The following is a 19,357-nucleotide window of genomic DNA, read 5'->3' as shown; positions in this document are numbered from 1 at the left end:
TGCCTGACGCTGTGGCCTCCAGACTCATTGCAGGGCTGTAGTCCTATCTGGATCCGTCTGTGGCGGCGGGTTTTAGGCCGCGTAGATGCTCGTCGAACCAGTCGGCGAAGAGTTCCATGTCCTTGCCCATATCCGGCCAGCCGTGAAGCTTGCCTTCGCGCACGACCAGTTTGGCGGTTGCCCCTGCTTCCTTGCAGCGCTTGACAAACGTCTCCGCCTGGCAAATCGGCACCAGCTTATCCGCGTCGCCGTGGATGATCAGAACGGGTGGCGTGTTCGAGTGGACAAAGTAGATGGGCGAAATCTCCCGGCCCAGTTTTTGGCGCTCCTCCGCGGTGTCCGAGCGCGGTCCAAACGCGGCTTTGAAGTCTTTCAGCACCCCCACGCCGACCGCGTCCTCGCCGGGGCGGCTGTAGTTCAGAAAGTCCGTCGGGGGGAAGAAACACGCCACGCATTGCACCGCGCTGCTCTCGCGGTCCACAGGATCTTTGGCCTGGGCGTCGCCCGGGTTGCCCTGGGTGGCCATGGTGAGTGAAAGATGCCCGCCGGCGCTGCCGCCGGTGATGCCCAGGCGGTTGGACTCCACGCCATATTTGGCCGCGTTGTGCCGAATGAACCGCACGGCCCGGTGGATGTCCGGCACAATCTCGGTGATGTTGAACTTTGGCTGCGAACCGTGCACGACGGCAAATACGGTGTAGCCGCGTTTCAGGAATGGTTTGAAGTAATCGGCGTTAATGAACTCGTGCGCGGAAAACCATCCACCGCTGACCATGAGGATGATTCCGACGCCGTTGGCCGGGCGCGGTTGGAAGACGTCGAGCGTGAGCGCGGTGCCGGACTTGCGTCCATAGATGACGTCCTCCGTGCGGGTGTAATCAACATTCGGTTGGGCCCACGCACGAGACAGAGACGCCGCGAGAAGGCATGGAATCAGTATTCTCTTCATATCCTGCACAAAGAGCAGTCTATCGGCCGTTCTTGTCAGGGGCAAGCGGGCTTGCAAGGGTTAAGTAGTCCCTCAGAGCCTGTTTAAGAATGCCAGTCTAACGCCGGGCGTGGACACCCGGCCTACAGTGAATCGGCGAAAAGGCGCGATCCTGTAGGCCCGGTCCCCTGACCGGGCGAATTCTCAAACAAGCTCTCACACGCTAAACTTGAACAGCAGCACGTCGCCATCGCGGACGACGTAATCGCGTCCTTCGATACGGTAGTGGCCGGTCTCGCGGGCATGGCCCACGGAACCTTCTTTGACGAGGTCGGCCCAGTGCACGGTCTCAGCTTTGATGAAGCCGCGCTCGAAATCAGTGTGCACGGTGCCGGCGGCCTTGACGGCGGTCGCACCTGAAGGAATCGTCCAGGCGCGAACTTCCTTGTCGTTGAAGGTAAAGAAGGTGCGCAGACCGAGGAGTTGGTAGGTGCTGCGAATCAAGGCGGCGATGCCGGATTCCTGCACGCCGAGTTCCTTCAGGTATTCACCTGCTTCCTCGGGAGAGAGGTCGGCCACGTCGCTCTCCAGTTGGGCGCTGACCACGACCGTGTCGCAGGCGTGATGGGTGCGGGCATAATCGCGGACTTTGGTCACCTGTGGGTGTCGGTCCGCGGCAGCCAGGTCGCCTTCCTTCACGTTGGCGACGAAAATGGTGGGCTTGTCGGTGAGCAGGAAGAAGCCGCGAACTATAATCTTCTCCTCCGGGGCGAGCGGCAGGCCGAGGGTGTTGGCGGGTTTGCCGGTATTGAGGTGTGCGCCAAGCTTCTCGAGCAACTGTGCCTCGAGGACGGCGTGCTTTTCTCCGCGTTTGACGTCGCGCGAGATCTTCTCCAGACGCTTCCGGATGGTCTCCAGGTCGGCCAAAACCAGCTCGGTGGTCACGATCTCAATGTCCCGCACAGGGGCAATGTCGCCGGTGACGTGGACGATATCGGGGTCCTCGAAACAGCGCACAACCTGGATGAGCGCGTCCACTTCCCGGATGTGGCTGAGAAACTTGTTGCCGAGGCCCTCGCCGTGCGAAGCGCCTTTGACCAGGCCGGCGATGTCCACGAACTCGAAGGCCGTAGGAATCCGGGTGTTGACCTTGGTGACCCTCGCGAGCTGGGGGAGGCGCGGGTCCGGCACACTGACGACCCCCAGGTTGGGCTCGATGGTACAGAAGGGGTAATTCTCCGCGGGCGCCTTGTGGGAGCGGGTGACGGCGTTGAAGAGCGTGGATTTCCCTACGTTCGGAAGACCAATGATGCCTGCCTTTAGCATGGCGGAGTTATACCCGTAAGTGAGCTCCCAGGACAAAGGGAAAAGCGCGGACCCGGGGACCAGCGGGACGCGCCAAGCTACTTTACGGCGTCGCGGATGACTTGCTTGAACTTGTCAATGCCCTGGTCGAAGGCGGCGGCGATGGGCAGAATCGGGGCCTGGCGGATGCGACGTTTGAACTTCTTCAAGTTCGCCTCTGCCGCCGGCTCGTCCATCTTGTTGGCAACCACCAGGCGGGGCCTTTCCACCAGGGCAGGGTCGTAGAGCTCCAGCTCGCGCAACAGGTCTTTGAAATCATCCCATGGGGTGCGGCCATCCGTGCCGGCCATGTCGAGCAGCAGCACCAGCACTTTGCAGCGCTCGATGTGGCGCAGAAACTCGTGCCCGAGGCCGACGTTCCGATGCGCCCCTTCAATCAGCCCCGGCACATCGCACACGGTCAAGCGGTGGAAGTCGGGATATTCCACAATCCCGAGCTGGGGGTGGAGTGTGGTGAAGGGATAGGGGGCGATCTTGGGCCGGGCGTGGGAGATGGCCGTCAACAGGGTGGATTTGCCGGCGTTGGGGTATCCCACCAGGCCAACCTCCGCCATGATGCGCAGTTCCAGGAGGTAATTGCCTTCCTCGCCCGGTTCGCCAGGTTGGGCGAAGCGCGGGGTTTGGCGTGTGGCGGTCGCGAAATTGCGGTTGCCCAGGCCGCCCCGCCCACCCCGGCACAGGACGAAGCGTTGCCCGTGTTCGGTGAGGTCAATGACCAGTTCGCCGCGCGAGCGGGCCCCGGAAGCCGCGGGGAAGACGGTGGTGCTGCTTGCCGGCATGTCCTGATTCCCTTCCGCCCAACTCTCTTCCCTGTTGAGAGGCCGAATCGTTTGCCGCCGGCGGGATTGGCTCTGGAAATCCTCTTGCGCGGAAACCCTCGAAGCCTCGGAGCCGGCGCCGGAGTCCAGCTTCCACACCAGCGTGCCGCAGGGGACTTTGACGACGAGGTCCTTGCCGGCGTGGCCATCCATGCCCTTGCCGAGGCCGAACTCACCTTTCTGGGCGATCAGGCGCGGCTGATAATACTGGGCGATGAGATTATTCAGGTCGTGGTCGGCCAGGAGGATGACGTCGCCGCCTCGGCCGCCGTTGCCGCCGCTGGGGCCGCCTTTGGGCCGAAACTTCTCGCGCTGGAAGGCGACGCAGCCTCTCCCGCCGTGGCCGGCGCGGGCGTAAATTTTGATTTCGTCAACGAACACAAAAAAGGCGAGGCCGGAGCCTCGCCGCAGAGGATTCCCGGCGCCGCCTAACCGCTCGTGGGGGCGGCCTCCGCCAGCACGTTGATGCGGCGGCTGTTCTTGTCGAAAGCAACTTTGCCATCCACCAGCGCGAAGAGCGTCCAATCGCGCCCGGTGCCGACGTTGCGGCCCGCGACAAATTTGGTGCCGCGCTGGCGGACCAGGATGCTGCCGGCGGTGACCGATTCACCGCCGAAGCGCTTCACGCCCAGCCGCTTGCTGATGCTGTCGCGCCCGTTGCGGATGCTGCCTTGACCTTTCTTGTGTGCCATAAAGTAGAGATCTCTGTTAAGTGCTAAGTGATGGGTGTGTGGCAAGGGCCCAAGCCCGCTCAAGCTTTGATTTCCTTGATCTTGACGACAGTGAGTTCCTGGCGGTGCCCGATGGTCTTGCGGAAGCCTTTGCGGCGTTTCATCTTGTAGGCGATCTTCTTCTCGCCGCGAGTGTGCTCGACCACGTCAGCCACGATGGAAGCGCTCCCCACGGTCGGAGAACCCACCATGAGCTTGCCGTCGTTGTTGACCAGGAGCACACGGTCAAAATTCACCGCTTGCCCGGCTTCGACCGCCAGGCGCTCGACTTGGAGCGTATCGCCCGCGCTAACGCGATACTGCTTACTGCCCGTTTCAAATACAGCGTACATAAATTGTCTTAACCAAAGGGACGGTAATACAACCAGAATGCAACGGTGGTGTCAACCCGTCAATTTGAGCCCAAGCTAGGGCACTTCCGCCCCAATAGCAAGCCCTCGAATGGCGATTGGGCTTGCCCCGAGACGCGCAGCCAACACTATTGCGCCATGAATCTTCGCGAACGCGGATTGCCTGTTCGGATGACGAGTTCTGCCGTCGGTCTTCTGAGCGCGTATTGCGCTATTGTGCTCACCCTCAGCGCGCCGGCCCAGGAGCAGAAGGCTCCCGAGCGGCCACCTCCCGTCACGCTGACCGAGTTGCAACAGCGGTTGACCGAGCACATCGGCCAGCCGAAGTTTGCCGCCGCGCTATGGGGCGTGAAGATTGTCTCGCTGGACAGTGGTAAAACCGTTTTCGAACACAACCCGGGGAAGCTCTTCAGCCCTGCCTCGAACTCGAAGCTCTATACTGTGGCTCTGGCGCTGGACCGGCTTGGGGCGGATTACCGGATCAAGACTTCTCTGTATGCGCGGGAGAAACCCGACCGGTCGGGCACGATCAAGGGCGACTTGATAGTCTATGGACGCGGCAATCCAACCATCAACACGCGACTGTGCGGCGGTGATATCTACCAGGCATTGGAACCGCTGGTTCGCGAGCTGTCCAATGCGGGCGTGAAGCGAGTCACCGGTGACGTGGTGGGTGATGAGAGCTTCTTCCGCGGCCCTCCCTTCGGCTCAGGCTGGGTGTGGGACGACATGGAGTATTACTACGGTGCGGAGATTTCGGCGCTGACCATCAATGACAACACGCTGCAAGCCGTCGTCAAACCCGGACCGCGCGCTGGCGCGCCGTGCCAACTGTCGCTGCTGCCTGCCACCGCGTGGATTACCTTCAACAACCGAACGGAGACCGTTGAGAAGGATCGGGCGCGCAGAATTCGTTTCTACCATCCGCTTTCTCAGAACGTGATTTACGTCTCCGGCCAAATGCCGGTCGGCGACGCGGGCTACACCGAGGAAGTCACGGTGCACAATCCCGCGGGGCTGTTTGCGTCGTTCTTCAAAGAGGCGCTGGCCCGGCGCGGCATCAAGGTCGCCGGCAAAGCGCGGAGCGTGAACTGGCTGGACCGGGAAGCCCAGCCCGTGGACTACGGGAAGCTGGTGGAACTGGCCTCGGTGGCCTCGCTGCCGCTGCGCGACATCGCCCGCGAAGTGCAGAAGCCGTCGCAGAACCTCTACACGGACCTGCTGCTGGCACACGTCGGCGAGACGACTCGGCGGGCCGACACGTCGGCGTGGACGACCTCGGAAGAACTTGGGGTGCGATCGTTAAACCGGTTTCTGGCGGAGGTCGGCGTCCAGCGCGGCGAGACCCTCTTTGAGGAAGGCTCCGGCCTGTCGCGCAACAACCTGACGACGCCCAACGCGACCGTGTCCCTGCTTCAGTTCATGAACCGGCACAAGTGGGCCCAGGTGTATCTGGACGCGCTGCCGATCGCAGGGGTTGATGGCACGTTGCGGAACCGGATGAAAAGCACGCCAGCCGCCGGCAACGTTCGCGCGAAGACCGGCACCCTGCGCTGGGCCAATTCCCTCGCGGGGCATGTCACCACGGCTGCGGGCGAGCGTTTGGTCTTTTCCCTGATGATCAACCGGCTCCACGAAGCCCGCCCCGCGCGCGGAGACCTGGACACCGTCGCTGTCCTGCTCGCGGGCTTTACAGGGCGGACCGACGAATAGGCGGAACTCGCCACTCTGCTGCCGCGAGAAGGTACGGCGCGTTGGGGCGCAAGGTAATCAACTGATCTACCGCCCCGGCGGAAACCATCTCAAAGTCAAGCCCACCAACCGCCCGGGGTTGGCTAGAATTGAACATCCTCCGGCCTGACTTCCAGGCATTCGTCCTGATCTTCCCAGACAACCGCCGCGTAGAAGTCGAGCAGGCGGGGCGCCAGTTGCCGACCGGCATGCACGAGCAGGCGTTCAGCTTCGTCGGCGGCCCCTTCGTAAGCGTGGTCGTAATCCCCGGCAGTCTTGCGCTGGCGGTCGTCCCAATGGGCGACAGCGTGAACGGGAGAGTACTGGGTACCCCAATCATCCAGTTCGCCTCGCAGCGAGGCGGGCAGGTCCTCGAAAGGAACCAGCGTTTCGTTGCAGTGCTGGCAGATTAGGCCCGTATCGCGCACATCGCGCGTGAGCAAGGGCAGCATCGGCGCGCGGCAGCAAGGAGATTCGGAGTAGGCGGGCGGTGTCGCGACGAGGCGCTTGAGCCAGGTTTGGCGCTCGTGAGCCAACTGCGCCGCCAGGCGGTAGGCGCCCAGCAGCGGATGGGAATACCGCCAGGCCTTGCCGGCAAGCTGGCCGAGGGTTTGCGCCAGCCAGCGCGCCAGGGTCAGGTCGTCGAAGTCGCGGAAACCCTGGCCGTACTCTTTCCAAAGCAGGTCCAACGGGGTATTGGCGTTAGCGGCCATTGGCTAGGCAGTCTGGCGAGGTTGGTTAGGATTGTCGAGCGGAGATGCAAGGTTGGTGGGCGCGACAGGGGTCGAACTTGAACGCGATTTTCGCTCACATGCATTCCACCCCTGTAAACAAAGGCGAATTTGCATGTCGCCCAATCTGCCCTTACGCACCAAAATGCAAGGTTGCGCCACTTTCTTATCCGCGCCTTGTCAGCAGCCCTAAGCCCAGGGAGGGGGGGCCCATTAGGCAGCCATGCGGCATGACCAGAGCTGGTCATTGCGGCCCAACGCGTTCATGTGATATTACTGCCTCAGAATAAATGTGGTGTGTTGCGTTCTGAAAAACGCCACGGTGAACCGTTCGCATGCGCGGACGGAATCAGTGCCCAGTTCCTTGCCAAACCGGAAACTCACCCCCAACATCACAATGTAGTGCGCACAAGACAGTAGCTTGAGGTTGTAAGTACTATGAGAACAAAAACGTAGCTTGCCCATGGCTTCGTTTCCATCGTCGGCGCTTCGGCTGCCTTGGCCAGCCCGGATTATGGCCCGGCGGTGGATCGGATGATCACCGGCTGCTCCAAGTGGTGGAGCAGCGGCTACGCGCGGTGGTTCCCTGTCCGTGACGGTTGACGCAGCCACAATCACAGGCAGGAATCTCGGATTGGTGAGCGTTCGAGGACGCGCCACGGCAATACTACCGTTCGACGGCGGTCGTGGCTTGCCCGTGATCGGGGAAGTTGTGGCAATGAGAGCAATGAGACGTTGGAGAGGCGGACTGCTGGCAGATCCAACACTCCACCACTCCGTTTTTGACTTGAATCTGGGGCGGCACATGGCATTTCCCCGCAGATGGTCATTGACAGATTCTTTGCCTTCTGGTCTTCTCTAGTCTAAGAAAATCCATATCAAACAACGTGTGGGCGATTTGACTTTAGGTGGCCAATGAGAAAGGACGTCGAATCGAATTGGGCCAGGAACAGTCAGGGAGCGTTTGCGTTCCCGTATGAGGTTCTGGCCGTCGCCGGGACATGCTGTATCCTGGCGCTTAGCTGGGCCGCAACTGCGCAATCTTCCACCAACCAGTCTCTCCCTGCCGAGTCCCGCCCAGCGGGAGCCACTGACATCGTCGCCACTTACGACGGCGGAGGCATCAGCGCCGCTGATGTGGCCGAGGTGAGAGATGAACCGCACTTCCTGGCCGACGCGGACCAGAACGCGCCCACCAACGCGGTCAGCCTGGACGAGAAGATTGCTCGACACCTGGCTGCCCTGCGCATCCTGGTGAGCGAGGCCCGCAAGCGGGGTCTCGATCGGCCGGTTGATCCGGAGGCGGCCAAGGCGGGCGTGCTGCCGCAGCACCAGCCCTATAGCCAGAGCGGGCCGGGCTGGCTATTGGAGAAGAAGCTGATCGAGCAGCGCGTCCTGGCGCAGGCCCTCACCGACGAGATGAGCCGCAGCGTGATGATCACTGATCAGCAAATCAATGACCAATACCGCACCAACCGCTTCATCCTGCTGGGTTTCGAGACGGTCGAGGCCGGACGGATTGGCATCAGCGCCCGAAAGCACGGGGACAAGGCGCTGGAGCGGGCCAAGGAGGCGCTGGGGCTGATTCGCAAAGGACACGACTTCGCTGCGGTGGCCGGGCAATATTCCGACCTCGATCCCAAGCTCGCGCAGACGGCGCCTTACGTGGCGACGTTCTGGGGCAAAGATATCGGCTTCACCTTGGGGGGGCTGGGCGAGGGCAGGGTGAGCGAGCCGCTGTCGGTGGCCGACGGCTACGAATTGGTCAAGGTCGTGCGCATTCACCTCACTGGCACTCCCAGCCCGGAGGAAGCCAAGGCGAAGCTGCGGTTTATGTTGAACGGAATGGGGGTGCAGGACCGCGTTCAGGAAATGGCCAAGGCGGCGGAAGCCGCGTTCCCCTTCGTTATCCCCTCCACCAACTCGTCGCCCTCAACCCTCAACCCTCAACCCTCAACCAACCTCGCGCTGTTGCGTTGCGGGCAGTTCGTGCTGACGCGGGCGGAGGTTCGGGGCTTGGCGGCGGAGCGCGGCGCCCAGGGGATGGGCGACCAGCAGATGGTCGAGACGCTTAAACAGGAGGGCGGCTACCATATCCAGATGGGGGAAATGGCGCGGAGCCTGGGCTACGATAAGCGGCCCGATGTGCAGCGGGCGTTGCGTTACGAGCTGGACAAGCAACTGGCCGAGAAGGCAAAGCGGGTCCTGCTGCCGGAATTGGCGGCGGAGATGACCTTTCCAGAGGAGCAGGTTCGCGAGGCCTACGACACCAAGTTCACGGCGACCTTCCCCCCGCAAATCCAGTATGACGCCTTGGTGGTACCCCTACGGGTTCCGGCCGGCGCTACAGACGAGGAACGCGAAGCGATTAGGACCAATGTCTTTGGCCGGGCCGAGGAGATCATTCGGCGGGCACAGGACGGCGCCAAGCTGGAGGAAGTTGCGAGCGGCGATTCGACCCTGCAATGGATGCCAGGCCAGAGCCGGGTGGTCAACGAGAACTCGGCGCTGGCACCGTTGGTGGCGGGCCTTCAGGCGGACCAGGTTGCGGCCCTGCCTTACGAGGATTTCGGCGGCTACTGCGTCATCCGCGTCGGCAAGTCCGAGGCGCGGCGCAAGATGCCTTATGAGATCGCCAAGAACTACATCATTAACGACTTCCGCCACGAGGCGATGCGCGATTTTCATCGGTATTTCGAGACATTTCTACTCAACAAGTATCGCTTTACCTTCGGTGCTGCGGCGGCTCGGCAGACGCGTGACGGAGCGGCAGCCACGCCGGCCAAGACTAAGACCAATAGCCAACAATAGGATGACTATGAACAGTGCGTGCAACTCAAGCAGCGGGTCTGGCCTCTTTCCATTACGACTGGTATGGGCTTGCGTAGTTGGCCTCCTGCTGCTCTTGCCGGGCAAGGCGCGGGCCTGGTGGGGGGATTCGTACAAGACCCCGAGCCTTGGCGGGGGTTGGGGGACGGCCACTAGTTGCGGCACATTTTGGTACGCGTGGACTCACAACACCTCCTGCTCCGGTTTGGGCAAGTCGGCAGATTTCAACCCGGGTTTCGTCTGGAATGGAAGGGGTTGGATTCACATGGACTGGGTCCAGTGTGGCAGCTCGTATTCGGACGCCGGCGTGCGCCTGCGCTACCGCAATCAGGCCGGCGGCTTGACCGGCCAATACAGCGAGGTCAACGAGTGCGGCAGCTCCTGTAGCTGGATATCGGTTTTGGACGGGGAGACGGGCAACGTCTATGACTGGAACGGCATAAATCTCAACGGCAACGAATCCTGGACCACTGGATGTGAGAATGTGTGTGGCTATGGCACCACCACTGCCCGCGAGATACATATGTACGGGGACAAGTGGGTCTATCTGAACGACTGGATTGTCTTTGGCGGTTACGGAACTGCCAATCCGGGTGCTATCAGCGATTTGGGGACGCTGGGAGGCAGCGGCTCCTTCCCGTTCGCTGAAGCCGGCATCTATGTGTACGGAGCGATTGATACGTCGCACGGCAACTACTTTGCCAACAACCTCTATGGTGGTAAGACGCCGTATCGTGTGACGACGGGCGATTGCGGCAACGCGGGTTTGGGGAACTACCTCAACTTCAAGGGCAACGCTGGTCAGAACGGAAACAACAACTGCGACTACTGCAATGCGTATGCATTTGCCTGGATGTATACTCCCGGTGGTGCAGGACCTATGTGGGGGGTGGGTTCGGACGACGGTGTCCGCATCTGGCAGAATGGGACCTTGATTTTGGACAACAACGCCTTTCGGGGCACCACGTGGGATCAAGACCGCTTCCTGCCGACTGGGATGGCGGCGGGGTGGAACCGGGTGCTGTTCAAGGTGCACAACGGCGGGGGAGGCTTTTCCGGAGTGATCAGTTTACACGCGGGCAATGACTTTCGGGCGATGGAAGGCAGTGTCAGTCTCCAGAGTGACCGCTACGGTGGCTACAGCGTGGGGTATGAGCAGGATGCGTGGTATCCGCGCATTGACGTGGCCAGTTGTTACGGGGCGAGCAATCCGCAACCCAATGACAACGTCTACGGCAACAACACCACGGTAACGGCCAGCGGAACGGCCTCTGTCACCGGCCCGGTGCCGCTATGGAAAGTGATGCACTGGGAATGGGGCTACAACATCAGCGAGGGCAACTACGCGGATGTCTCGTCCGGTACCACCAGTTGGTCGCACACTCAGACGGGGGTGACCGGCCATCGGCGGTTCCACTTCTTTTCGGTCAGCCGATCAGGCCGGACCTCGCGGCAAACCAACGGGGCCAGCGGTGGAGATACCTGGGCCGACGGTGGGGCCGGGAACTACGTTGATGTGTATGTGGACAATGTGGCGCCGTTGTACCCGAGCTTCTCGAGCGTGTCCGCTGCGAGCACCAGCCAGATCAACCTCGGCTGGGCCATCCCGAATGATCAGGGCGTCGGCATTGCCGCCGGCAGCACCGAGGACCTCGCCGAGGGGGGCGATAATCACTACCGCCGCGGCGACGTCGGGGTGAAGGTTTACCGGGGCGGCTCGACGACCGTTTACGATTGGGGCACCGGGACCTCGGCGAACGACACGGGATTGGAGGCCAACACGCAATACACCTACACGATTGAGGCGCGGGACAACACCAGCCAGAGCCGGGGGGATTGGGCGAACACCACCGGCCAGCAGGGTTCGACGGTTGCCTGGACCTTGTCGGTTGCGCCGGTGGCGGGGAGTGTGACCGCGGACCAATCCAATCCGGCGCGGGTGAACTGGACGGCGGTGGGCGGGTTTGGGGCGGGCAAGGTGCAGTATTATCGCTACGCCTTCGACCAGTCGCCAACGCACACCTGGACGGGGAGCGAGCCGCAGTGGTCGGGCGGGACGGTGGCGACGCTGCCGACCGCCGGCGGCACGTGGTATTTGCACGTGAAGGGTTACAACGGCGCGAATGTGCCCAACGGCGAGTATCACTACGCGGTCACCGCGCCAGCGGCGCCGGTCATCACGGCGCAACCGCAGCCACAAACCGTGTGTGCGGGCTCAACCGCCACATTCACCGTGGGAGCGTCGGGCAGCTCGCCGGCGTACGCCTGGTATAAGCACGCGAACGCGGGTTGGGGCAGCGCCTGGAGTGCCGGGGGCGGGGGCGGGACGTTCGTGGGCAGCTCGGTGGTCAATAACAATGGCGAAGCCAACTGCAACGCATTCAGCAGTTCCGGGGACATCAACACGCCAGGTGGGAGTGCGCTGGGCATTGTAGGGGGCGGCACGGGGGAAGGGGTGACGCGCAGTTTTCCCAGCGCGCTGAGCAGCGGACAACTTTTGCGCCTGGACATGGATAACGGGAACGTGGATAGCGGTCGGGATGTCGGATTCACGCTGCAGAACTCGAGCGGGGCGCCGCTGCTGGGATTGAAGTTCACGGGTGGGGGGGCCAACTACAAGTATTACGATCTGAACTCGGACCACGACACGGGAATCGGCTTTACGCGACATGGGTTGCGGGTGCAGGTGTTGGTGGGGAGCGGGGGCACGTTTGCCCTGTTCATCACCCCTTGCGGCGGCAGCCCGTCGGGCTTTATGGGCACCTTCGCAAACCCGGGCGATCCGGCCAAGGTGCTGTTCTACAACAACAACTCCAGCGGCGGGGATATAGATAAGATCTTCTTCAACACGATCATAGCAGGCACGGCGTGTGATAACGCGGACAACTACAGTGGGGATTGGAACGGGCAGGACAAAGGGGACCAGCAGATCAGCGGGGAGAGCGGGAGCAGCTATGCAGCCACGACTGGCGGCGATGGCGATCAGTATTACGCCCTGGCGTATAACACCGCGGGCAACGCTGCCTCCAGCAGCGCCTCTTTGACGTTGCTCCCGTTGCCCACCGCGCAGTCAATCTCTCGTGCCCGCGGCCAGGGGGCGAGCCTCAAGATCAAGGTTTCCGACCTGACCGTGGATAGCATCCAGAGCCTGGGCACCGCTGCGTACGGAACGGTCAGTAAGACCACCAGCTACATCTTCTACCTGCCTTACGACGCGAACGACCTGAGGTCCGACAGCTTCGGCTACACCGCGGCCAACACCTATTCCTGCACGAAGCAGGCCACGGTCCAGGTTACCGTGACACCTTCGACGGGGCAGGCGCAAACGATCGCTCTGGTGAACGGGAAAGCGACGGTGCATTTTGCGGGTATTCCCGGCTTCAGGTATACGGTTCAGCGGGCCAGTGAAATCCCCCCCGCCGCCCCCGCGAATTGGACCGATTTGATGACAACCAACCTGCCCACGAGCGGACCGGGCGGGGATGGCTTGTTCACCTTTGAGGAGTCGATGGCGCTGTCCCAAGCATACTACCGGCTGAAGTATAATCCGTAAGTGCTGTGCCGTTCCGGGACCGGCGGCGGTATGGGACCAACACGATCACCATCACGATCAACACGATGGTGGCAAGCACGATCACCCTGCGGATTGCGTATTTGGGTGGGGGGAGCAATTTGTTAGTTTTGCGGGGATGGCGGGGTGGAAGCAGGCGCTGCGGTATCGGAAGAGGACAGAATCACGGTTGAGTTCGGCACTGGTCGCACACGGCTTCCAGAAGCGAGTCTGGCGCCAACGGGCGTTGGCGGTTGCAACTGCCTGAATCCGCGCGGGGGCAGCGAGAGTCGTGCCAAGTTATTGCTTGTGCCTTCAGCAGGGGGGATTAGAATTGCGTCATGCCTCAAGGCCTACATTTGTCGCAGCGCTTGACGCAGTCGCTGGTGCTGGCACCGCAACTGCAACAGTCGCTCGCTCTCTTGCAGGCGCCGACGCTGGAGCTCAAAGCGCTGGTGGAGCAGGAATTGCAGCAGAATCCGGTGTTGGAGGAGACGCCCGCGGCGGAGGCGGAGCAGCAGGAGAAGGATGGCCGGGACGCGGAACAGGCGGCGGCCACGGTTGACCCCAGCGAACCGCCGGCGGATTTGAATTTCGACCCCGCCACGGAGAAGGGCACCGCCGAACCGGTGGATGATTTTCAGGCGGAGTTTGACCGCCTGGTGCAACTCGACCAGGAATGGCGCGACCATTTTGCCCAAACGAACCTGCCGATGCGGGCCTCCGCGGAGGACGAGGAGAAGCGGCAGTTCATGTTCGACTCGCTGGTGGCGGGCACGTCGCTGCAGGAGATGCTGCTCGAACAGATGCGCGAATCGGCGTTGCCTCCGGACCAGTGGCCGACGGCGGAGATGTTGATCGGCAATATTGACGAGCATGGCTACCTGAAGACCACTGTCGAGGAGCTGGCAGCTTCCACCGGGCTGGCGGCCGACCAGATTGTCGGCGTGCTGAAGGTGATTCAGAGCTTCGAGCCGCCGGGCGTTGGCGCGCGGGATTTGCGGGAATGCCTGCTGCTCCAGTTGGAACGCGCGGAGCAGCAAAGCACGCTGGAATACCGGATCGTCAACGAGTTCATGGAGGCGCTGGGCAAGCGGCGCATTCCCGAGATTTCCCGCGGGACGGCGGCGTCCGTGGATGAAGTGCAGGAGGCGCTGGAGCGCATCGCCCGGCTGGAGCCGCGGCCCGGCCGCGCTTATTCGGCGGACACCGACCAATACATCCTGCCGGAGGTCTTCGTGCGCAAGTCCGGGGATGACTACGTGGTCACGACCAACAACGAGCATATCCCGCATTTGCGCATCAGCAACACCTACAAGGACCTGATGGCCCATGGGGGAAACTCGGCCGAGGTGCGCAATTATATCCGCGAGAAGATTCGCGCCGGGAAATTCCTGATCAAGAGCCTGCAGCAGCGGCAGCAGACGATCCTGAACATCGCCCGAGAGATTGTGAATCGCCAGCGCGACTTCATGGCCAAAGGCGTCGCGGCGCTTAAGCCGCTGACCATGGTGCAAGTGGCACAGGTCGTGGGGGTCCATGAAACCACCGTCAGCCGCGCGGTCTCGAGCAAGTACATGGAGACCCCGCAGGGGATCTTCGAGATGAAGTATTTCTTCACCGCCGGCATCCAGACGGCCACCGGCGACGGCATGTCCAACACCAGCGTCAAGGACATGATCGCGGATATTTTCAAGGCGGAGGATTCCAATAAGCCTCTCTCGGACCAGGAAGTGGTGCGGATGCTCAAGGAGAAGGGCATCGTGATCGCCCGCCGCACCGTGGCCAAGTATCGCACGGAGCTGAACATCCTGCCGTCCAACCTGCGGAAAGTTTACTGAGCGGGATTGGGCCGCGGGGGCAAAGGGGAAACTCAGCGGCGGCAACGGCCGCAAGCGGCAGGCTGGTTTTTTCTGGAGCCGAAAGTCAGCGCGCGGACGGAGGTTGTGATGTAGAGTTAAGCCGGTATGAATGCTCATTCCGTCCGCATCCTGGACACGGTGATAATCCTGATTGCTCTTGGGGGCCTCGGCCTGGCTCCGCTTCGGGCCGCTGAGCCGTGGTCGGCGAAGGAGTTAAAAGACCCGGCAGCTTTGGCGGCAAATTTGGCGGACGCGAAGGCTCCCCAGCCGGTGATCCTGAACATTGGCTCGGTCGAGCAGATCAAAGGCGCGGTTGCCATCGGCCCGACGGGCGTCCAGGAGAAATTCGACAAGCTCAAGCAGCACCTGGCCAATCTGCCAAGGGACAAGGAGGTCATCATCTATTGCGGATGCTGTCCGTTTCGCCGGTGTCCGAATATCCGGCCCGCGTTCTCGCTTCTCAAAAGGATGAAGTTCACAAAGGCGAGACTGCTCAACCTCCCGACGAGTCTGAAGGACGACTGGATCATTAAGGGCTACCCGATGGAGTAACCTAACCTTCTAAGCGGGCAGGATGCCCGGACGCCGCGCTCGCAGGTGTGAAATGTTCCGGTTAGGGGAGGTGCTTTCCCGTAGGGTCAAACTAAATCGCTTGGGAGACTGGCCTTGGCGAGGACGCTTGGAGTTGTCCGCTGGGGCTGTTGGAGGTCGGTTGAGGCGGTTTGGGGGTCAAAACCGCTGTAAGTCATTGAACTGAATGCGGTTACGCTGGTTTTGAGAGGGGTTAGAGGGGTGAATCTGCGTAACTTCTGGAGCCACAATGGGTTGCGTTATTGAACCTACAGTGTGGATACGGTGTGCATACGGTGCGTATATGGTGAGGTACCCGTTCATCTGTGAGCGCCAATCCCTGGCTGGGGTGGCCGGGGTTCGATGGGCCAGTCGGACGCGGGCTTTGCGCTTCCGCCGCGTCGAGGCTCGACAGCGGGGGCAGGCGTGGCCTAGGCTCTGGGCTCCGTTTCCCTTGCGGGATTAGCATGACGAAAACTGAGAAGCTGTTGCGCGAGCTGATTGCGCTGCCTAGCGTGAACCCGGCATTCGTGCCGGAGCGGGATCGCCACGCCGGCGAGCAGCGGGTGGCTGAGTTCGTGGCCGCTACAGCGGCGCGCGCGGGGCTGGACGTCGAGCTCAGGACGGTTTTGCCGGGTCGTTCCAACGTCCTTGTCCGCCTCTCGCCCCGGGGCAAAGCGCGGCGGCGCGTCGTGCTGGCACCGCACCTGGATACCGTCGTTGCGACCGATGAGCAGTTTGTGCCAGTCAGGCGCGACGGCCGCCTGTTTGGCCGCGGCGCCTGCGACACCAAAGGTTCAGTGGCGGCGATGCTGGTGGCGTTGTGCGAATTGGCGCAGGGACGCCAGCGGCCAGCGGAGATGGAGGTTGTCTTTGCGGGGCTGATTGACGAGGAGCACCGCCAGGCTGGGTCACGCGCCCTGGTGGCAAGCGGCTTGCGGGCGGATCTGGCGATCGTCGGCGAGCCTACTCGTTTGCAGGCGGTAACGGCGCACAAGGGCACCTTGTGGATGACGCTTGAGACCCGGGGCAGGTCGGCGCATGGTTCGTCGCCCGAACTGGGGCGCAATGCTGTCCACGCGATGGCGCGGGTGGTGGATCTGCTGGAAACGGTATACGCCGCGCAGTTGCGCCGGCGGCAACATCGGCTGCTGGGCTGCGCGACGGTGAGCGTAGGGGCTATTTGCGGGGGTCACCAGGCCAACATCGTGCCCGATCGGTGCAGCGTTTTGCTGGATCGCCGCACTCTGCCCGGTGAAACGGAGGCGCGAGTCCGGCGCGAGATCAACAGCTTGCTGCGGCGGAAGCGCCTGGCGGTAGCCTACGTGCACGACCAATTGCCCGAGTGTCTGCCGCTGGAGACCAACGCGCGGCTGCCGCTGGTGGCGCGCTTCCTGCGCAGCTTGGGCCAGCGCAAACCGGTTGGTGTGCGTTACTTCTGTGACGCGTCGGTGCTGGCCCACGGGGGTATCCCCAGCGTGGTGTTCGGGCCGGGCGACATCGCCCAGGCGCATACCGCGGCGGAGTGGATTTCGCTGGCAGCGCTGGAGCGCGCCAAGGCCATGCTGCTGCGTTTTCTGCAATCGTTTGCGTGAATTGGAATTTCCGGCCTTCCCTGAAGACATATGCCGACTGAATGCGTCGAAAGCCGACCCGTAGCCGCGGCTGCCCACCGGGCCTCGTTCTTCCGCCAAAGCGGCTGGCTCATGGTGGCCACCTTCACGGGTGGCATATTCATGACGCTGGTGCATTTCCTGTCCAAAGCAACCGCGTTGCCGGAGGCGGAATATGCCCAGTTTGGGGTGTTTCTGGCGGTGGCGATGTTCATCCCCGCGCTGCCCCTGCAAATGGTGATGGCGCAGCAGACCGCGCGGGCGCTGGCGCTGCACCGTGAGCATGAACTTTCGGGCCTGATCCGCGCCGCGTGGCTGGGGACCTTGGCGGTGTGGCTGATGGCGGCGGTTGTGGTGTTGGTGTTCCAGAAGACCATCATGGTTCAGTGGAAGATTACCAACCCGGCCGCGCTGTGGCTGACGCTGCCGGTGTTGCTGTTCACTGTCTGGCTGCCGATGTTCTACGGGGTGCTGCAGGGACAGCAGAATTTCCTCTGGATGGGCTGGAGCATGATCCTCCACGGCCTGGGCCGGTTTGCGATTGCGGCCCTCCTGGTGCTGGCGCTTCACTTTGGCGCCACGGGCATGGTGACGGGCATGTTCGGCGGCTTGATCTTCGCCCTGGTGATCGCTATTTGGCCGACCCGCTCGCTCTGGCTGGCGCCCGCGCAGTCGTTCGCCTGGCGCAGCCTGCTGAAGCAAGTCATCCCGTTGTTGCTTGGGTTCGGAGCCTATCAGTTTCTGCTCACGGCGGATACCATGTTTGTCAAGGCTTACTTCAGCGGGGATGAATCGGCTTATTATATCAGCGCCGGCACGCTCTCGCGGGCTGCGATGTGGCTGGTTGGCCCGCTGGCGGTGGTCATGTTCCCGAAGATAGTTCACGCCAAAGCCAAGGCCGAGAAGACGGATCTGGTGGGGGTAGTGCTTGCTGGCACGGCGATTTTGGCGGCAGGCGGAGCGATCGGCTTGTGGGTGCTGGGGCCCTGGGTGGTCAGGTTCATGTTCAAGCCGAGCTATGTGCAGGCTGCCTCGGTGTTGCTGCCCTGGTACGCCTGGGCGGTGGTGCCGCTCTCGGTAGCCAATGTGCTGCTGAATAACCTGCTGGCCCGGTCAATGTTCAAAGTAGTCCCTGCGCTGTGCATTCTGGCCGTCGGCTACGCGTTTGCGCTCACGCGTTTCCACGACAGTCCCGTAACGGTCATCAAAACGCTCTGCGTCTGCAATTCACTGCTGCTGGCCATCTGCGCCTGGTACACGTGGGGTGTGAAGGCCCAGTTTCATGGCGATGCGGAAAGGTAGGAAGCTGGCGGCGGGCGAAGGACGCCGGGGCGCTTGAGCCGGTCTGCGCTTGTTACTTGTGCTTCTCGCTGTGGCCGTTAGGCGGCGGGCCTGGAAGGGGTTGGGGAGCGCGAAGTTTGCGGTAAATCCACCCCTCGATCGGACGTAGCGGGCGCAACAACCCGTAGAGCCGCGGTGAATAAATCAGCCAGATCCGCACCGCGGAGAGGAACATCACCAGCGAAGTCCTGACCAGGGTGACTTTGGAGCCGATCTTGTCCGTCCATTCGGTCGGCACTTCGCGTATGCGGTAGCCCGCGCGTTTAAGGGAGTAGAGCAGGTTGATGTCGAAAGCCATGTCGGCGATGCGCAAGGAGGAGTGCACTTTCTCGACCGCCTTGCGCCTCATCACTTTGGCCCCGCATTGGGTGTCCCGGATGTTCATCCAGAACAGGACTTGCACAATCAAATGGAATGCCCGGCTCGCAAAACGCCGTCGGCTGCTCTGCTCCACGTGCAATACCGCGCCCGGCAGCCAGCGCGAACCGATCACGCAGTCCACTCCGTCAATGTGCCTGACCAAATCATGAAACGCGCGTGGCGGAGTGGCGCCGTCCGCATCCACGTAGCCGATAAGTTCGGCCAGGGGCGCCAGCTTCAGCCCTTCGATCAGCGCCCCGCCTTTGCCGATGGGTTCCGGGAATTCCAGCGCGCTAACGGCGGGAAAATCCACGCCGACGCGCCGCACTACGCCGAGCGTATCGTCGGTGCAGCCGTTGAGCACCACCACGAGTTGAAACTTGCCGTGGTATTGCCCCTGGAAATAGCGGGCATAGTCCCGGAGCACCGGCTCGATGCGGTCCGCTTCATTGTAGGCCGGGATCAGGAGCAGGAGGCTGGGCTCGGTCACGCCGATTACTTACCAGAGATCAGCAAAAAGGCAACGGGGTAGTAGGATGACAAAATAGTTCTTATGGCATGCAGCGCTGATTGACCTT

Annotated in this window: 14 protein-coding genes; 7 read left to right on the top strand and 7 right to left on the bottom strand. The window is 62.1% G+C overall.

Annotation, left to right across the window (positions count from 1 at the left end; translation table 11 throughout):
• Window positions 1–43 precede the first annotated feature (43 nt).
• From P5205_05315 to rplU, 5 genes are all read right to left on the bottom strand, one after another.
• Window positions 44–949 (bottom strand): alpha/beta hydrolase, encoded by a 906-nt coding sequence (locus tag P5205_05315; GenBank protein ID HSA09774.1) that lies wholly within the window; start codon window positions 947–949, stop codon window positions 44–46.
• A 195-nt stretch (window positions 950–1,144) separates the two neighbouring features.
• Window positions 1,145–2,254 (bottom strand): redox-regulated ATPase YchF, encoded by a 1,110-nt coding sequence (ychF, locus tag P5205_05310; protein HSA09773.1) that lies wholly within the window; start codon window positions 2,252–2,254, stop codon window positions 1,145–1,147.
• A 77-nt stretch (window positions 2,255–2,331) separates the two neighbouring features.
• A complete protein-coding gene (gene obgE / locus P5205_05305; GenBank protein ID HSA09772.1) occupies window positions 2,332–3,492 on the bottom strand; it encodes a GTPase ObgE in 1,161 nt (386 codons plus the stop codon).
• A gap of 47 nt (window positions 3,493–3,539) precedes the next feature.
• A complete protein-coding gene (rpmA, locus tag P5205_05300; protein HSA09771.1) occupies window positions 3,540–3,803 on the bottom strand; it encodes a 50S ribosomal protein L27 in 264 nt (87 codons plus the stop codon).
• A 59-nt stretch (window positions 3,804–3,862) separates the two neighbouring features.
• Window positions 3,863–4,174: a 50S ribosomal protein L21 gene (gene rplU, locus P5205_05295; GenBank protein HSA09770.1), complete on the bottom strand. Its 312-nt coding sequence runs from the start codon at window positions 4,172–4,174 to the stop codon at window positions 3,863–3,865.
• 156 nt (window positions 4,175–4,330) lie between these two features.
• Between rplU and dacB the strand changes: the two genes are divergently transcribed.
• Window positions 4,331–5,905, top strand: coding sequence for a D-alanyl-D-alanine carboxypeptidase/D-alanyl-D-alanine-endopeptidase (gene dacB / locus P5205_05290; protein HSA09769.1), 1,575 nt, complete (start codon window positions 4,331–4,333; stop codon window positions 5,903–5,905).
• A 122-nt stretch (window positions 5,906–6,027) separates the two neighbouring features.
• Here dacB and P5205_05285 read toward each other — a convergent pair whose 3' ends face one another.
• Window positions 6,028–6,636: a hypothetical protein gene (locus tag P5205_05285; GenBank protein ID HSA09768.1), complete on the bottom strand. Its 609-nt coding sequence runs from the start codon at window positions 6,634–6,636 to the stop codon at window positions 6,028–6,030.
• A 933-nt stretch (window positions 6,637–7,569) separates the two neighbouring features.
• Here P5205_05285 and P5205_05280 point away from each other — a divergent pair.
• The 6 genes from P5205_05280 to P5205_05255 all read left to right on the top strand — a co-directional run bounded on the left by P5205_05280 (window position 7,570) and on the right by P5205_05255 (window position 18,380).
• Complete coding sequence (locus P5205_05280) at window positions 7,570–9,465, top strand: hypothetical protein (GenBank protein ID HSA09767.1); 1,896 nt, start codon at window positions 7,570–7,572, stop codon at window positions 9,463–9,465.
• A gap of 7 nt (window positions 9,466–9,472) precedes the next feature.
• Entirely contained in the window at window positions 9,473–13,036 is a 3,564-nt protein-coding gene (locus P5205_05275) for a hypothetical protein (protein HSA09766.1), read from the top strand.
• Window positions 13,037–13,374: 338 nt separating this feature from the next.
• The gene (rpoN, locus tag P5205_05270; GenBank protein HSA09765.1) at window positions 13,375–14,874 is read left to right on the top strand and encodes an RNA polymerase factor sigma-54; all 1,500 of its coding nucleotides are present in this window, start codon (window positions 13,375–13,377) and stop codon (window positions 14,872–14,874) included.
• A 126-nt stretch (window positions 14,875–15,000) separates the two neighbouring features.
• Window positions 15,001–15,447, top strand: coding sequence for a rhodanese-like domain-containing protein (locus tag P5205_05265; protein HSA09764.1), 447 nt, complete (start codon window positions 15,001–15,003; stop codon window positions 15,445–15,447).
• Between the two features lie 485 nt (window positions 15,448–15,932).
• Window positions 15,933–17,060: a M20/M25/M40 family metallo-hydrolase gene (locus P5205_05260; GenBank protein HSA09763.1), complete on the top strand. Its 1,128-nt coding sequence runs from the start codon at window positions 15,933–15,935 to the stop codon at window positions 17,058–17,060.
• Between the two features lie 30 nt (window positions 17,061–17,090).
• Complete coding sequence (locus P5205_05255; GenBank protein HSA09762.1) at window positions 17,091–18,380, top strand: hypothetical protein; 1,290 nt, start codon at window positions 17,091–17,093, stop codon at window positions 18,378–18,380.
• 52 nt (window positions 18,381–18,432) lie between these two features.
• On the opposite strand, the gene P5205_05250 is transcribed toward P5205_05255, so the two are convergent.
• Window positions 18,433–19,269 (bottom strand): glycosyltransferase, encoded by an 837-nt coding sequence (locus tag P5205_05250; protein HSA09761.1) that lies wholly within the window; start codon window positions 19,267–19,269, stop codon window positions 18,433–18,435.
• Between the last annotated feature and the right edge of the window lie 88 nt (window positions 19,270–19,357).

It is taken from the genome of Candidatus Paceibacterota bacterium (genome assembly GCA_035452965.1).
Taxonomy (GTDB): domain Bacteria; phylum Verrucomicrobiota; class Verrucomicrobiia; order Limisphaerales; family UBA8199; genus UBA8199.
The sequence above is the reverse complement of the archived record's forward strand: the minus strand, read 5'-3'. Positions and strand labels throughout refer to the sequence as shown.

What these genes read in the sequence shown, in the direction of transcription:
- P5205_05280 (HSA09767.1), top strand. Translation starts at nt 7,570, where the DNA reads ATGAGAAAGGACGTCGAATCGAATTGGGCCAGGAACAGTCAGGGAGCG.
- P5205_05315 (HSA09774.1), bottom strand. Translation starts at nt 949, where the DNA reads ATGAAGAGAATACTGATTCCATGCCTTCTCGCGGCGTCTCTGTCTCGT.
- P5205_05275 (HSA09766.1), top strand. Translation starts at nt 9,473, where the DNA reads ATGAACAGTGCGTGCAACTCAAGCAGCGGGTCTGGCCTCTTTCCATTA.
- rpoN (HSA09765.1), top strand. Translation starts at nt 13,375, where the DNA reads ATGCCTCAAGGCCTACATTTGTCGCAGCGCTTGACGCAGTCGCTGGTG.
- P5205_05255 (HSA09762.1), top strand. Translation starts at nt 17,091, where the DNA reads ATGCCGACTGAATGCGTCGAAAGCCGACCCGTAGCCGCGGCTGCCCAC.
- P5205_05265 (HSA09764.1), top strand. Translation starts at nt 15,001, where the DNA reads ATGAATGCTCATTCCGTCCGCATCCTGGACACGGTGATAATCCTGATT.
- P5205_05260 (HSA09763.1), top strand. Translation starts at nt 15,933, where the DNA reads ATGACGAAAACTGAGAAGCTGTTGCGCGAGCTGATTGCGCTGCCTAGC.
- rpmA (HSA09771.1), bottom strand. Translation starts at nt 3,803, where the DNA reads ATGGCACACAAGAAAGGTCAAGGCAGCATCCGCAACGGGCGCGACAGC.
- rplU (HSA09770.1), bottom strand. Translation starts at nt 4,174, where the DNA reads ATGTACGCTGTATTTGAAACGGGCAGTAAGCAGTATCGCGTTAGCGCG.
- ychF (HSA09773.1), bottom strand. Translation starts at nt 2,254, where the DNA reads ATGCTAAAGGCAGGCATCATTGGTCTTCCGAACGTAGGGAAATCCACG.
- dacB (HSA09769.1), top strand. Translation starts at nt 4,331, where the DNA reads ATGAATCTTCGCGAACGCGGATTGCCTGTTCGGATGACGAGTTCTGCC.
- P5205_05285 (HSA09768.1), bottom strand. Translation starts at nt 6,636, where the DNA reads ATGGCCGCTAACGCCAATACCCCGTTGGACCTGCTTTGGAAAGAGTAC.